The organism is Stenotrophomonas sp. YJH_SMC_20 (genome assembly GCF_059367845.1).
Genome location: NZ_JCAFRG010000012.1, coordinates 86766 through 100775 on the forward strand (window position 1 = coordinate 86766; position 14010 = coordinate 100775).

A 14010-nucleotide genomic window follows, 5' to 3' on the forward strand; every position below is an offset into this window, starting at 1 on the left:
CAGGCCCTTCTGTGGGTGCGGACCGTTGGGGTGGGTGTGGACCGTTGGTCCACACACCGACGCCCTCAATGCAGCCGCGGCATCGGCCCGCCGAGGTCGATCAGCTTCTCGCGCAGCCACTGCGCGTCGCTGGCTTCCGGGTTGCGCTTCAGGTACTGGCCCAGATCGTGGCGGGCACCGGCCAGGTACTCCAGCTGCAGGTAGGCCAGGCCGCGGTCGCGCAGCGCATCGTCCTGCTCCGGGGCCAGCTTCAGCAGGCGGTCGGCACTGCGCGCGGCGCGGTCCCACTCGCCGGCTTCGGCATACACGCCGTGCAGGTTGCGCAGCATGCGCATCAGGATCGCGCGCGCGGGTGCCGGGTCGAGGATCTGCGCCAGCACCTGGTCGTCGGGCATCTGCCCGCCCAGGTGTGACTTGGCGCGTTCGCGCAGTTCGTCCACGTCCAGCGGGCGACCACCATTGAACGGGTCCATCACCAGCACGCCGTCGTCCACCGGCAGGCGCACCAGGAAGTGGCCGGGGAAGGACACGCCGTCGAGCGGGATCCCCAGCCGTCGCGACACTTCCATCTGCACCAGCGCCAGCGAGATCGGGTTGCCCAGCCGCCGCTCGAACACCTGGTTGAGATAGCTGTTGCGCGGATCGTAGTACTTGTCGTGGTCGCCGCTGTAGCCCAGCTCGTCGAACAGGTGGCGGTTGATCGCCGCCATCTTCAATGGACTGTTGTCGATGCTCTCCACTTCCGAGCGGAGGTGGTCGACGTGGCTCTGGATCAACGCGTCGTAGGTCGACGGCTGCAGATCGGGGTATTCATCGCGCGCGATCAGCAGCGCGGTCGGCAACAGTGGCAGCGCCTCGTCTTCGAGGTCGGCCAGTGCATCCCAGTCGGGGAGTGTGATCCGGTCCTGCATGGCCACAGACTGGCGTCATTCGCAGGCGGTTTCAAGCGGTGTCGCGTGAAAAATCCGGGGTCAGATCCCTTTCGCGAGCGAATGGGATCTGGCCCCTGCAGGGTTGCCGGCCAGCGGCCGGCACTACTGCGCGTGCCGGGCGCAGCCCGGCCGCACCTTACTTTTCGATGCCCGGGCCGAATTTCAGCTCCGTACCGTCCTTCAACTGCAGCTTCTCGGCCTGGCCGGCGTTGAGCTCCAGCACGTAACGTGCCGGGCCACCGCTGGGGTAGGGCGGGCACATGTCGCCGGCCGAGCACGGCGGCACATCACGCTGCTGGCTGACCAGCCTGCGCTGGCTGTCGAAGTACAGGATGTCCAGCGCGATCCTGGTGTTCTTCATCCAGTACGCCTGCATTTCCTCGCGGTCGTGGATGAACAGCATGCCGTGGTCGGCTGCCATCTGGTCGCGGAACATCAACCCGCGCGCGCGGGTTTCATCGTTGGTGGCCAGCTCGACCTGGTAGCGGGCGCCATCCAGTTCGACCCAGTGGCGGGCCGCGTCGGTGGCGCAGCCAGCCAGGGCCAGCAGCGGGAGCATCAGCAGCGAACGCAACAGCGACATCGTCAGGATCCTTCGAAAGGGTCAGAGCACGACCGGCGGCTCGCCGCCGACGATCACCACATCGGCGCGGCGGCGCGCGAACAGGCCCACGCAGACCACGCCCGGCAGTTGGTTGAGCTCGCGCTCCAGCTTTTCCGGATCGGTGATCTGCAGGTTGTGGATGTCCAGGATCTGGTTGCCATTGTCGGTCACCACGCCTTCGCGCCAGGTCGGCTGGCCGCCGGTCATGTCGCGGATCTGGCGGGCGACCAGGCTGCGCGCCATCGGGATCACTTCCACCGGCAGCGGGAATTTGCCGAGCACCGGCACCTGCTTGCTCGGGTCGACGATGCAGATGAAGCGCTCGCTGGCCTCCGCGATGATCTTCTCGCGGGTCAGTGCGGCGCCGCCGCCCTTGATCAGGCACTTGTTCGGATCGCACTCATCGGCGCCGTCCACGTACAGCGACAGGTTGCCGCTGTGGTTCAGCTCGATCACTTCGATGCCGTGCTGCTTCAGGCGCGCGGTGCTCTGCTCGGAGCTGGACACGGCGCCCTTGATGCGGTGCTGGATGCGGGCCAGGGCATCGATGAAATAGGCCACGGTGGAACCGGTGCCGACACCGACGATCATGCCGTCTTCAACGTACTCGATGGCTTTCTCGGCGGCCAGGCGCTTGGCTTCGGACATGGGAGAACTCTCAGGCAGGGAATCAGGATTTCTTTTCCAGCGACAGCAGCAGCTTCCACTGCGCGGCGGTCACCGGGAACACCGACAGGCGGTTGCCCTTGGCAACCAGCGGGAAGCCTTCACCGAGCTCTTCGGCGTGCAGCTTGATCTCGTCCAGCGCGATCACCTGCTTGAGCTTGCGGTCGAAGGCCACGTCCACCAGCATCCAGCGCGGGTTCTCGCGCGTGCTCTTGGGGTCGTGGTAGTCGGATTTCGGATCGAACTGGGTGTCGTCCGGATAGGCCGTGCTGGCCACCGTGGCCAGGCCGACGATGCCCGGCACCTTGGTATTGGAGTGGTAGAACAGGATGCCGTCGCCCACCTGCATGCCATCGCGCATGAAGTTGCGCGCCTGGTAATTGCGCACCCCGTTCCAGGGTTCGACCTTGACCTTGGCCAGGTCATCGATGGAGAAGGCGTCCGGTTCGGACTTCATCAGCCAGTAGCGCTTGCGGGCGGTCATGCGTTCACGGGGGCAGCGGAGGGGAACAGGGTGCCGTCTTCGGTGCAGATCGCATCCACGGGCACGTCCCACGACGCCACCGGCAAGGACTCGACCTGCTGCACCGCGAACGCAGCACCGACCAGCCAGGGCGGCGCCGGCCGGTCGTGGCGGAAGGCGAAGCTGCGATCATACCAGCCGCCCCCCATGCCCAGCCGCCGGCACTGCGTGTCGAAACCCACCAGCGGGGCCACCACCAGCGCCATCTGTGCTGGTTCCAGGGTGTCTTCCAGCGCCACGTCCGGCTCGGGAATGCCGTAACGGTTGCTGGTCAGCGGCTGCCCCGGCCGCCACGGCGCGAAGCGCAGCACGTCACCGGCCAGCACCGGCAGGCAATAGGTCAGTCCTTCGGGCAACTGCAACTGCCAGCGGTGCAGGGCGATTTCGCCATCCAGCGCCCAGTAGCCGGCCACGGCGCCTTCGCGCGGGGCGAACGGCAGGGCGAGCAGGGCATCGGCCAGCGATTCGGCGGCGGCGATGCGCGCAGCTGCGGAGAGTTCACGGCGGCGTTGCCGCAGGTCGTGGCGCAGGGCCTGGCGCGGGTCGGTCATGGCAGCGTGCGGCAAGGATCAGCCGTCATTGTGCCGGAAAGAACAAGGGCGACGCCCGAAGACGCCGCCCTTGCTGGAATATTGCATTCTCCGCAATGTCGATGCATGCGAAACGACCTTGAACCCGGGGGCTCAAGTGGGAACGCTGGAGAACCATCGGGCTTCCCGCTACAAGGCGGACCTGCACTCCCGGCGCTGTCGCGCTCCCGGTGTCGTTCTTAAGGGACAAGGCGAATGTTTGCACATGCCGTCGAGTACCGCAGAGAACGCGTGGTCATTATAGCCAGCGCGCCGGATCTGGATAGGCCGTTCGTCGGCAACAGTACGTGCCAATTCAGATATGAGAAGACGCGTTGTGCACGGTCTTCAGGTGCCGCCGTCGATGGCGCGGTCCAGCCGCCGGTTCAGGTCGGCCAGCGTCTGCTGCAGGGCCACGGCCTGGCGGGCGTTCTCGTCGCGCAGCAGCTGCAGTTCGTGGGCCAGGTTCAGCGCGGCCAGCACGGCGACACGGTCCACGGCGGCCATGCGGTTGCTGCCGCGGATCTCGCGCATGCGCGCATCGAGCAGGCGCGCAGCCGCCATCAGGCTGTCGCGTTCGTCGGCGCCGACGCCCACGGTGTATTCACGATCGAGGATGCGGACGCTGACCGGTTCGGCGCTCATGTGTGCTGCTCCAGGGATTTGAGCCGGCTGATCATCGCTTCCACCCGCGAGCGCGCCTGCTCGTTCTTGGCCAGCAGCGTCGAGCGCTCGGCCACCAGCTGTTCCTGCTGGTGGCGCAGGCTGCGGTTCTCCTCGGCCAGGCGCTGGTTGCGTTCAAGCAACGCTTCCACGCGGGCGGCGAAGTCCTGCAGCTGGGCAAGGGGGTCGGCGGGTTCCATGCAGGCACGATAGGCAAGCCGGGCAAGGGCGGTCAAGCGCTGTCGCAGCAAGGCCGGAGGGCTACCGGGAGGATGCCGCCGGGTTGCTACACTACGGGGTCTCACGGGCGCGCGCGTGCGCGCTCCGGGTTTCCTTTCCGAACGAGCCGCACGATGACCGAACTTCCCTCCGTCGACGACGTTACCCGCGCCAGCCAGGAGCTGGGCCTGGGCGCCACCGCTGCCGAGCTGCATGGTGCGCTGTGTGGCTGGCTGGCCGCCGGCGGTGCCCCCGGCAACGACTGGCCGGCGCGCGTGCTGGCCGACGACAATCTGCCGCCGGTGGCCGCCGACAGCGTGCTGGGGCAGCTGCTGCAGGCCACCATCAAGCAGCTGGAAGACCGTGACTTCGCCTTCGAGCTGTTGCTGGCTGACACCGACGAGGTGTCCGCACAGGCCGATGCCATGTTCAGCTGGACCCGTTCCTTCCTGGGTGGTTTCGGCCTGGGCAGCGGCGGCCGTCGCCCGGCCCTGTCCGAAGAGGGTGAAGAAGCGCTGACCGACATGGCCAGCCTGGCACGCGCCTCCAGCGAGGATTTCGAGGCCGGCGGCGATGATGACGACGAAGCGCTGTCGGAGATCGAGGAATTCATCCGCGTGGCGGTGCTGCTGCTGCACGGCGACGTGGTGCTGGCCTCGCGCCACCGCCAGCGCCTGAACTGATGGACATCAAGCAGCGCACCGGCATTGCGGCCGGCGAATACAAGCGTCGTCGCCGCCAGCTGATGGACATGGCCGGCGAGGACGCGATCCTGGTGCTGCCAGCCGCAGCCGAAAAGGTGCGCAGCCTCGATACCCATTACCCGTTCCGGCAGGATTCGGATTTCCAGTACCTGAGCGGCTTCCCGGAGCCGGAAGCGGTGCTGGTGCTGATTCCGGGCCGACGCCACGGCGAGGCCATCCTGTTCTGCCGCGAGCGCGATGCCGAGCGCGAAGCCTGGGATGGCAGCCGCGCCGGCCAGGAAGGCGCGGTGGCCCAGTACGGCATGGACGATGCCTACCCGATCGACGATCTGGACGACATCCTGCCGGGCCTGCTGGAAGGGCGCTCGCGCGTGTATTACCACTTCGGCCGCGACGCCGACTTCGACCTGAAGCTGATCGGCTGGGTCAATCGCGTGCGTTCGCAGGTACGCCACGGTGCGCAGCCGCCACATGAGTTCCTGGAGCTGGGCCACCTGCTGCACGAGCAGCGTCTGTTCAAGTCCGGCGCCGAAGTGGCACTGATGCACCACGCCGCACAGATCAGCGTGCGTGCGCATCTGGCGGCGATGAAGGCCGCCAGGGCCGGCATCCACGAGTACGAACTGCAGGCCGAGCTGGAACGCGTGTTCCGCGCCAACGATGCGGTGCCCGCGTACTGCAGCATCGTCGGCGCCGGCCGCAATGCTTGCATCCTGCATTACCGCGACAACAACGCGCGGTCGCGCGATGGCGAGTTGGTGCTGATCGATGCCGGTGCCGAGTACCGCGGCTACGCCAGCGACATCACCCGCACCTTCCCGGTGAACGGCCGCTTCAGTGCCGAGCAGCGCGCGCTGCACGACCTGGTCGGCGAGGCGCAGGCGGCGGCGCTGGCCCAGGCCAGGCCGGGCGTGCCCTACGAGGCCGGCCATCTGGCCGCAGTGCAGACCTTGACCGAGGGCCTGCTGCGGCTGGGCCTGCTGAAGGGCACGCTGGAAAAGAACCTGTCCGAGGGCCTGTACCAGCGCTTCTACCGGCACAAGACCGGGCACTGGATCGGCATGGACGTGCACGACGTGGGCGACTACCGCTTGGCCGGTGACTCGCGTCTGCTGGAGCCGGGCATGGCGTTCACCATCGAGCCTGGGTTGTACATCGGCGTGGATGACACGACGGTGGAGCCGCGCTGGCGCGGTATCGGTATCCGCACCGAGGATGACGTGCTGATCACCGACGATGGCCATCGCGTGCTGACCGAAGGCCTGGCGCGCAGCGCCGACGAGATCGAAGCGGTGATGGCGGGGTAAGGGGTGTCCTGCAGGGCTTGCAGCCCTGCACCCGCGGTAGTGCCGGCCGCTGGCCGGCAACCTCAACAGCAACAGCAACAGCGGGCATTCCGTGGGATGGCGGGGCACTGTGGGTTTGCGGGGACGCCGTAAACCCGTCCATGGGGGCTTGGTCGCGGCATCCATGCCGCTCACACCCCGCAAACCCACAGTACCCCGCCTTCGACAGGTTCACGCGGCTGTTGGTGGGGGCCGACCGTTGGTCGGCACATCTGTCAGATATCGAATGAATCATCCACGCATGGCGTGGATCTACGGGCAATTGCGGCTGTTGGGTAGGTGTCGACCGTGGTCGACACAGAGCGAGCGCAGCGAGCGACCGGCTTCTGCTTTTCTTTTTTCTTTTCCGTGGTTGGACGCGCGCAGGAAACTGTCAAAGGCCGGGCGGGGTGGGTTTGCAGGACCGTTGGCGCCATGGATGGCGCCATCGAGCCCCCATGGATGGGTTTACGGCGTGTCCTGCAAACCCACCCCGCCCGGCAAAGCGCGGCTTTTGCTCCAAGCGACAAACCACGAGGGGCTCAGCCGTTGGCCGCCGCAAACGCCGGCCGCGTCAGGTTGTCCGCCTCGCCCTCAGTGCACAGCACTTCGTCTTCGATGCGGATGCCGCCATACGGACGGAAGAAGTCCACACGGTCCCAGTTGATCGCATCACCATGGCCGGCGTCCTTCACTTCGTTCAACAGCATGTCGATGAAGTACAGGCCCGGTTCGATGGTCACCACCATGCCCGGTTCCAGCACGCGGGTCAGGCGCAGGTACGGGTGGCCGGCCGGGCGTTCGATGCGGCCGCCTTCGTCGCTGGCCGCGAAGCCGGCCACGTCGTGCACCTGCAGGCCGATCAGGTGGCCGATGCCGTGCGGGAAGAACGCGGCGCTGACGCCGGTCTCCAGCGCGGTCTGCGGCGAGACCTTGATCACGCCGAAGTCCTTCAGCACGCCCATCAGCGAAAGATGCGCGTCCACGTGCAGCTGCTTGTAGTCGAAGCCCGGGCGCACCGCCGCGCACATCTGCTGCTGGGCGGCGTCGACGGCAGCGATCATCGCGGCGAATTCGTCGTGGCCCTGGGCGGCGTAGGTGCGGGTGATGTCACTGGCGTAGCCGTGCGCGCTGGCACCGGCATCGATCAGGAAGCTGCGCAGCGGTTGCGGTGCCTTGCGACCCAGCTCGGTGTAGTGCAGCACGGCGGCGTGTTCGTTCAACGCCACGATGTTGCCGTACGGCAGCTCGTTGGCGTCCTGGCCGACGGCCTGGCAATAGGCCATGTGGATGCTGAACTCGTCGGCGCCGTTGCGGAACGCGGCTTCGGCGGCGCGGTGGCCGCGCACGCCCAGCACCTGGGCCTGGCGCATCAGTGCGATTTCATACGGCGTCTTGCTGCCGCGGTGCCATTCCAGGTAGTTCACCACCGGCGCCGGGTTGTTCGGCACGTAGTTGCCCAGCGCGCTCTGCGGCTCGCCGAGGATGGCGCAGCGTGACGGGTCGGCCGGCAGCAGGGCCAGTGCTTCGTCCGGCTTGCGGATGATGTGGATGTCGAAGTGCTCCACCCACCAGCCGCTGGGGGCGTCCGGCACCACGTGCCAGTAGTCGAAGGGCTGGTGGAAGATCACGGCCGGGCGCTTGCCCGGAGTAAACACGATCCAGCTGTTGGGCACGCGGGTCAGCGGCAACCAGGCCTTGAACTGAGGATTGACCGCATACGGGTAATCGCGGTCGTCGAACACCTGGTAGTGCAGGGTGCCGCTGGGCACCACCAGATGGTCGAAGCCGCCGCGGGCCAGCGCCTGTTCGGCACGTCGGCACAGCACGGCCAGGTGGTCGGAATACAGGGCGCCGGGGTCTTGCTGGATCATTGCGGTGGCTCGACACGGAAAACGGTCCTAGATTCTGCCGCATACCGCGAAAAACCGCTGTGCCGGAACCGGCACTCAGGCCGTCGAAACCGGTCCCTCGTCGCCGTCCTCGCCCACCCACTGCCGCAGCAGCTGCCGATGCTCGCGTGACAGGGTGAGGAAGCGGAAGCCGGTCCAGCTCTGCCCTGGTACGTGCGCGGGCTCGCTCCATAGCAGATGCACGCCCACGTCGATGGCCTGCTGGCGGCCATCACCCAGTGGCAACGGGAAGCGCAGCTGGTACAGCGCATCCTCGCGCAGCGGCACGCTGGCCAGCATCAGCATGCCGGTTTCGGAGACATTGCCGAGGCGCCCGACCACGCACTCGCGCATCTGGTCGGTGACCGGCACCAGGTCCGAGACCTGGCGGCGCGGCGCGCGGCGGGTGTCCTGCGGCGGTACGGCCTTCATGCGGGGGTCTCCTGTGCGCGGCCCGTGGCCAGTGCGCGCAGCGCACCGAGGCTGGCTTCCCAGGCACGGTCGACCAGCCGGCCCTTGTCTTCGGTGACCAGCTGCGCGCGGCCGGCACTGATCTGCCGGGCCAGCGTATCAAGGTCGGTATCGGCGATCTTCTGCCCGCGCGGATTGACGAACAGGGCGTGGCCGGTCAGCAGGCTGTACCAGGACAGGCGCTGGCGTCGCAGCGTGCCATCACCGGTATCGATGTCGAACCAGCTGCCGAACGGGAGCGTGGACAGTTGCTGGTAGGCGGCTTCTTCGGCACTGCTGCGAGGCGTTGCAGGCGAGGTGCCGGTGGGTGTACCAGCGTGCTCGCCCAGGCGCGCACGTGCCTTCAGGCGTGCGCTGAGCTCGGTACGCGAGGTGCTTTCATCCTCGCCACCGGGCGTGGCCAGCCTGCGCGCGACGGCGGCGGCTTCCTCGGCGTGGTAGCCGACCTGCAGCAGGGCCGCCTCCACGTCCGCTGCCAGCGCGGTATCGGTGCCGCCGGGGGCATCGATGGCCTGGGCGGTAATGGCAGCGATGCGCTCGGTCTGTTGCAGTCGTTCCTGCCACTGCGGTGAATCGTCGCCATGGCGCAGGCGGGTGAGGGTCAGTGCATCGGCCCAGGCCTGGCGCAGCAGGGTCTGCACGAAGCGCGGCGGCGACTGCGCGTCGCAGCACTGGTCGATCTGCGCGGTGGCCTGGCGGCGGGCAAGTTCCAGCCGCTCCTTGCCGCGGGCGGCTTCCACATGGCGGCGCTCGGCCAGCTCGGCGCGATGCGCTGCGGCGCGCTGATGCTGCTGCACTTCCTCGTTCGCGCTGGCGAAGGCCTCCGGCGCCCGCGCATCCTGGCCCAGCAGGCCCTGCACGCTCTGCGCCATGCGCTGCAGCAACTGCGGGTCGACATCATCGTCGCCCAGCCAGTGGGCGCCGACTTCGGCAATCTGGTTGAGCAGTTCGCGCGCGGGGTGTTCGTCGCGCACGAAGAAGCCCGGATCGGCCATGGCGGCGCGTGCCAGGGGTACCTGCAGGCGCGCCAGCAGCGCGGCCGGCACTGGATCGGGACGCTGCTGCTGTTGCACCTGCTGCATCAGCATGCGCAGCAGGTCGAGGCTGTCGCGGTCGTGGCTGCCCAGCTGGGCCTGCGTGCCATGCTCGCTGCGCAGTTGCGCCACCACGGCCGCCTGCAGGTCGGCTACGCCGGTGGCGGCGCTGGACTGCGCCTGCAGGCGTGCGAGAACCGCATCCACGGCCGCGCTCGGCACTGCATCGCGATCCGCAGGTGCTGCGCTGGCATGGCGTGCCTGCTGCAGCAGCGCATGCAGCGCGCTGCCCGTGGAGGTGGTCAGGCCCGGCGAGGCCGCGCCGGCTGTGCTGTCATCCTGGAAAGCGTCCTGCACCAGGCTGGACCAGGAGCCGGCCGGTGCCGATCCGTTCCAGCCGGTCAGTGGCGCGGCGGCACGCTTTGCCGGCTGCGTGGCGCGACCACCGCCCACCGACTGGGTGATGATCCGCCGGGTGCTCGATGAACGCGCCAGATAGGGGGTGTAGACCAGGCCGGGCAGCACGCCGTGCTGGGCCAACAGGGCATTGGCACGGTCGAGGATGTCGCCCAGGCGCTCCAGCACCTGGCGTTCGAAGCTGCGGTACAGCGCCAGCTGAACGTCGACAGTGAGCGAATCCTGTTCGGCAATCCGGCGCAGCATGGCGCACAGTGCCTGCGGTGCCAGTGGCAGGGTGTCGGCCTCGAAGGCCGGTGCTGCCGCCAGTACGCCTAGGCGTTGGCCCAGCAAGTTGAGCGTGTTGGTCGAACGCAGCGTCTCCCGCCGCACCATCTCGGTCAGCAGCAGGTCGCGGTCCACTTCATGTTCATCGACCAGCGACAGCCCGAGCATGCCGGGCAGCGGCGGTGGCGTGGAACCGGGGCTGAGGTGGGCCATGGGTTCGCGCAGCCGTATCAGCACATCGGCCACGGCGTCGAGCATACGGTCGGCGAAGTGGCCGGAGAACGCATGCAGCTGCCCACGCTGGGCCATCAGCTCGGCCTGCTGCTGCGGATTGCGTGCGCGATCGGCATCGTGCAGCAGGGTCTGCTCCAACGCTTCGACGGTCAGGATCAGCGGCGCGGCCAGCGTCTGTCGGCAGAGGCCGATCAACGCACCCAACAACTCGCGCACCCGCGGTGGCAGGTTGCTGGCGGCGAGCCGGGCTTTGTCGGCGGAGGTGAGGGAAAAGACAGCTGACATCGGCAGGCGGTATCCGGATTCCCGCGGATCGATCTTGTGAATCTACCGTGTCGGCCGCAGTCGGCGCTACTTTAGGCTGAACGGGAATCGCATCCGCCCGGTATGGCCCTGATGTGCGGTACTGCCGGCCGCTGGCCGGCAGCGCTGTCTTTACCGGAGTGCCAGTGGCCGGCACTACCCTCTGCCAAGCGAAGATCACTCCTCCAGGAACAGGCTCACCACATCGTTGGTGAATCGGCGGCCCAGCTCGGTCGGCTGCACATGGCCATCGGTCATGTCCAGCCAGCCGCGCTGCACGGCCTCGGCCAGGGGAGCGTCCAGCACGCTGCGCGGCAGCCCCGTGCGCGACTCGAAATCGCGCAGGCCAAAACCTTCGTGCAGGCGCAGCAGGTTGAGCATGTATTCGAACGGCAGGCGCTCCGGCGCGATCACGTCGTCGCCGCCGAACGAGGCGGGCGTGCCGGCGCTGTCCAGGTAGGCCTGCGGGTGCTTCAGCTTCCAACGCCGCAGCACATGCTCCTCGGCGCCGGAACTGATCTTGCCGTGCGCGCCGGCACCGATGCCCAGGTAGTCGCCGAAGCGCCAGTAGTTCAGGTTGTGCGCGCTCTGCCGGCCGGGGCGCGCATAGGCGCTGACCTCGTACTGGCCGAAACCGGCCTGTGCCAGCAATGCCTGGCAGTGTTCCTGCATGTCCCAGGCGTTGTCTTCGTCGGGAATGCCCTGCGGCGGCCGCGCGAAGAACACCGTGTTCGGTTCCAGGGTCAGCTGGTAGTGGGAGATGTGTGCCGGCTGCAGCGCGAACGCGCGTTCCAGGTCGGCCTCGGCACCGGCCAGGGTCTGTTCCGGCAGCGCATACATCAGGTCGATGTTGAAGTTGTCGTAGCCCGCGTCCTGCGCCATCTTTACCGCGCGCTCGGCTTCGCCACTGTCGTGGATGCGGCCCAGGCGCTTGAGCATCGCATCGTCGAAACTCTGGATGCCGAAGCTGAGGCGGTTGACGCCGGCCGCGCGGTAGCGGTCGAAGCGGCCATGCTCGGCGGTGCCCGGGTTGGTTTCCAGGGTGATTTCGGCGTTGGGGGCAAAGCGCAGGCGCGCGCTGGCCTGCTGCAGGAAGCGGTCGATCGCCTCCGGCGGGAACAGGCTGGGCGTGCCGCCACCGAAGAACACGCTGTGCACCACCCGGCCCCAGACCAGCGGCAGGTCCTGGTCGAGGTCGCGCAGCAGCGCATCGATATAAGCGTCGAACGGCAGCTCGCCCTTGGCCTGGTGCGAATTGAAATCGCAGTACGGGCATTTGCGCACGCACCACGGCAGGTGCACGTACAACGACAGCGGTGGCGGCACCAGCCGCGGCGGGTTGTCGTGGTCGGCGGAGCAGGCTTCGCCGGGCAGGTGGTTGCAGTGGTCGTGGGCGTGCGGCATGGGCTTCTTCGGTAGTGCCGGCCGCTGGCCGGCTTCCCAGGGTCGATCGGGTGGCGTCAGTACAGCGTCGCCAGTTGCTGCTTGAGCTGCTGCAGGGCAATGGCGCGGTGGCTGATGGCGTTCTTCAGTGCCGGCTCCATTTCCGCGGCGGTCAGGCCGTGGGTGGTGTCCAGGAATACCGGGTTGTAGCCGAAACCATTGGTGCCGCGCAGTTCGCGGATGATCTGGCCTTCCCAGCGGCCTTCGCAGATCAGCGGCTGCGGGTCGGTGGCGTGGCGCAGCAGCACGATCACCGCATAGAAGCGGGCGCTGCGCTGGCCATCGGGAATGTCGGCCATCGCGTCCAGCAGCTTGGCATTGTTGGCCGCAGCATTGGTCGGGTGGCCGGCATAGCGTGCGCTGTACAGGCCCGGCGCACCGCCGAGGGCATCGACGATCAGGCCCGAATCATCGGCCAGCGCCGGCAGGCCGGTCGCTTCGCAGGCCGCGCGTGCCTTCAGCAGCGCGTTCTCGACGAAGGTCAGGCCGGTCTCTTCCACATCGCCCAGCCCCAGTTCGGCGGCCGAGGTGATCTGCAGCGGCAGATCGGCGAGGATCTCCTGCATCTCCACCAGCTTGCCGGCGTTGTGGCTGGCCAGTACCAGTTTCTTCATTGACGGGGCTCCAGCAGGTCCCAGGTGTTGCCATACAGATCGCGGAACACCGCAACCGTTGCATAGGGTTCTTCGCGCGGCGCTTCCAGGAACTCGACGCCGGCGGCGACCATCGCCGCGTGGTCGCGGCGGAAGTCGTCGGTGTTGAGGAAGAAGCCGACGCGGCCGCCGGTCTGGTTGCCGATGCGGCTGCGCTGTTCCTCGTCGCTGGCGCGGGCCAGCAGCAGGGCGGCGGCGCTGCCGTCGGTCGGGCCGACCACCACCCAGCGCTTGTGGCCCTGGTCGATGTCCTCCAACAGTGCGAAGCCGAGCTTGCCGGTGTACCAGGCAATGGCTTCGTCATAGTCGGCCACCACCAGGGTGGTCAGGGCGATGCGGCGGTTCATGCCGACAGCGCCGCCTGCTGCGCGGCCAGCAGCTCGGCCACGCCCTTCTCGGCCAGGCCCAGCAGCGCGTCCAGTTCATCGCGACGGAAGGCGTGGCCTTCGGCGGTGCCCTGCAGCTCGATGAAGCCGCCACCGTCGTTCATCACCACGTTCATGTCGGTGTCGCAGTCGCTGTCTTCGGCGTAGTCCAGGTCCAGCACCGGGGTGCCGCGGTACACGCCTACCGACACGGCAGCCACTGCGCCCAGGACCGGGTTGCGCTTGATGTCGCCACGCTTCATCAGCACGTTCACCGCATCGACCAGGGCCACGTAGGCGCCGGTGATGGCGGCGGTGCGGGTGCCACCGTCGGCCTGCAGCACATCGCAGTCCAGGGTGATGGTGCGCTCGCCCAGCGCGTTGCGGTCCACGCAGGCGCGCAGGCTGCGGCCGATCAGGCGCTGGATCTCCAGGGTGCGGCCGCCCTGCTTGCCACGGGCCGCTTCGCGGTCGCTGCGGGTGTGGGTGGCGCGCGGCAGCATGCCGTACTCGGCGGTGACCCAGCCTTCGCCCTTGCCGCGCAGGAAGCCCGGCACGCGGTTCTCGACGCTGGCGGTGCACAGCACGCGGGTTTCACCGAAGCACACCAGCACCGAACCTTCGGCGTGGCGGGTGAAGCCGCGTTGGATGACGACCGGGCGGAGCTGGTCGGGCTGGCGGCCGCTGGGGCGGGAATCGGACATGGTGCGGGTTCCGTAATGGCGA

The 14010-nt window shown here is 67.9% G+C and carries 16 protein-coding genes and 1 other RNA gene; 2 read left to right on the plus strand and 15 right to left on the minus strand.

From position 1 onward, the window contains the following. Nucleotides 1-65: 65 nt before the first annotated feature. The 8 genes from AC5P6A_RS18100 to AC5P6A_RS18135 all read right to left on the minus strand — a co-directional run bounded on the left by AC5P6A_RS18100 (nt 66) and on the right by AC5P6A_RS18135 (nt 4157). Nucleotides 66-911 carry a SirB1 family protein gene (locus AC5P6A_RS18100; protein WP_019662001.1) on the minus strand — a complete coding sequence of 282 codons (846 nt, stop codon included), beginning with the start codon at nt 909-911 and terminating at the stop codon, nt 66-68. Between the two features lie 157 nt (nt 912-1068). Next, a complete protein-coding gene (locus AC5P6A_RS18105; protein ID WP_014648292.1) occupies nt 1069-1515 on the minus strand; it encodes a DUF192 domain-containing protein in 447 nt (148 codons plus the stop codon). A gap of 21 nt (nt 1516-1536) precedes the next feature. Then, a complete protein-coding gene (rpiA, locus tag AC5P6A_RS18110; RefSeq protein WP_005419003.1) occupies nt 1537-2184 on the minus strand; it encodes a ribose-5-phosphate isomerase RpiA in 648 nt (215 codons plus the stop codon). A 22-nt stretch (nt 2185-2206) separates the two neighbouring features. Further along, nucleotides 2207-2686, minus strand: a complete 480-nt coding sequence (locus tag AC5P6A_RS18115; protein WP_005410901.1) for an EVE domain-containing protein — start codon at nt 2684-2686, stop codon at nt 2207-2209. Beyond that, nucleotides 2683-3276, minus strand: a complete 594-nt coding sequence (locus AC5P6A_RS18120) for a 5-formyltetrahydrofolate cyclo-ligase (protein WP_021204571.1) — start codon at nt 3274-3276, stop codon at nt 2683-2685. Before AC5P6A_RS18120 ends, AC5P6A_RS18115 begins: the two co-directional genes overlap by 4 nt. Nucleotides 3277-3359: 83 nt before the next feature. Then, a non-coding RNA gene (gene ssrS / locus AC5P6A_RS18125) (6S RNA) lies at nt 3360-3545 on the minus strand. Between the two features lie 97 nt (nt 3546-3642). Beyond that, a complete protein-coding gene (locus AC5P6A_RS18130; protein WP_019661999.1) occupies nt 3643-3939 on the minus strand; it encodes a cell division protein ZapA in 297 nt (98 codons plus the stop codon). Continuing rightward, a complete protein-coding gene (locus AC5P6A_RS18135; protein WP_005410898.1) occupies nt 3936-4157 on the minus strand; it encodes a TIGR02449 family protein in 222 nt (73 codons plus the stop codon). The genes AC5P6A_RS18130 and AC5P6A_RS18135 overlap by 4 nt, the downstream gene beginning before the upstream one ends. A 153-nt stretch (nt 4158-4310) precedes the next feature. Between AC5P6A_RS18135 and AC5P6A_RS18140 the strand changes: the two genes are divergently transcribed. Next, nucleotides 4311-4859, plus strand: coding sequence for a UPF0149 family protein (locus tag AC5P6A_RS18140; protein WP_019661998.1), 549 nt, complete (start codon nt 4311-4313; stop codon nt 4857-4859). Between the two features lie 5 nt (nt 4860-4864). After that, a complete protein-coding gene (locus tag AC5P6A_RS18145; RefSeq protein ID WP_111098876.1) occupies nt 4865-6187 on the plus strand; it encodes an aminopeptidase P N-terminal domain-containing protein in 1323 nt (440 codons plus the stop codon). 560 nt (nt 6188-6747) lie between these two features. On the opposite strand, the gene pepQ is transcribed toward AC5P6A_RS18145, so the two are convergent. The 7 genes from pepQ to rph all read right to left on the minus strand — a co-directional run bounded on the left by pepQ (nt 6748) and on the right by rph (nt 13988). Beyond that, nucleotides 6748-8079, minus strand: a complete 1332-nt coding sequence (pepQ, locus tag AC5P6A_RS18150) for a Xaa-Pro dipeptidase (protein ID WP_207048903.1) — start codon at nt 8077-8079, stop codon at nt 6748-6750. A 75-nt stretch (nt 8080-8154) separates the two neighbouring features. Further along, the gene (locus tag AC5P6A_RS18155) at nt 8155-8529 is read right to left on the minus strand and encodes a PilZ domain-containing protein (RefSeq protein WP_021203954.1); all 375 of its coding nucleotides are present in this window, start codon (nt 8527-8529) and stop codon (nt 8155-8157) included. Continuing rightward, complete coding sequence (locus AC5P6A_RS18160) at nt 8526-10805, minus strand: DUF1631 family protein (RefSeq protein WP_346715184.1); 2280 nt, start codon at nt 10803-10805, stop codon at nt 8526-8528. The genes AC5P6A_RS18155 and AC5P6A_RS18160 overlap by 4 nt, the downstream gene beginning before the upstream one ends. A gap of 195 nt (nt 10806-11000) precedes the next feature. After that, nucleotides 11001-12227, minus strand: coding sequence for a radical SAM family heme chaperone HemW (gene hemW, locus AC5P6A_RS18165; protein ID WP_019661994.1), 1227 nt, complete (start codon nt 12225-12227; stop codon nt 11001-11003). A gap of 56 nt (nt 12228-12283) precedes the next feature. Next, on the minus strand, nt 12284-12880 hold the full coding sequence (rdgB, locus tag AC5P6A_RS18170; RefSeq protein ID WP_005410891.1) for an RdgB/HAM1 family non-canonical purine NTP pyrophosphatase: 597 nt from the start codon (nt 12878-12880) through the stop codon (nt 12284-12286). Beyond that, nucleotides 12877-13266: a VOC family protein gene (locus AC5P6A_RS18175; protein ID WP_005414366.1), complete on the minus strand. Its 390-nt coding sequence runs from the start codon at nt 13264-13266 to the stop codon at nt 12877-12879. Before AC5P6A_RS18175 ends, rdgB begins: the two co-directional genes overlap by 4 nt. Beyond that, entirely contained in the window at nt 13263-13988 is a 726-nt protein-coding gene (rph, locus tag AC5P6A_RS18180; RefSeq protein ID WP_014648280.1) for a ribonuclease PH, read from the minus strand. The genes AC5P6A_RS18175 and rph overlap by 4 nt, the downstream gene beginning before the upstream one ends. Between the last annotated feature and the right edge of the window lie 22 nt (nt 13989-14010).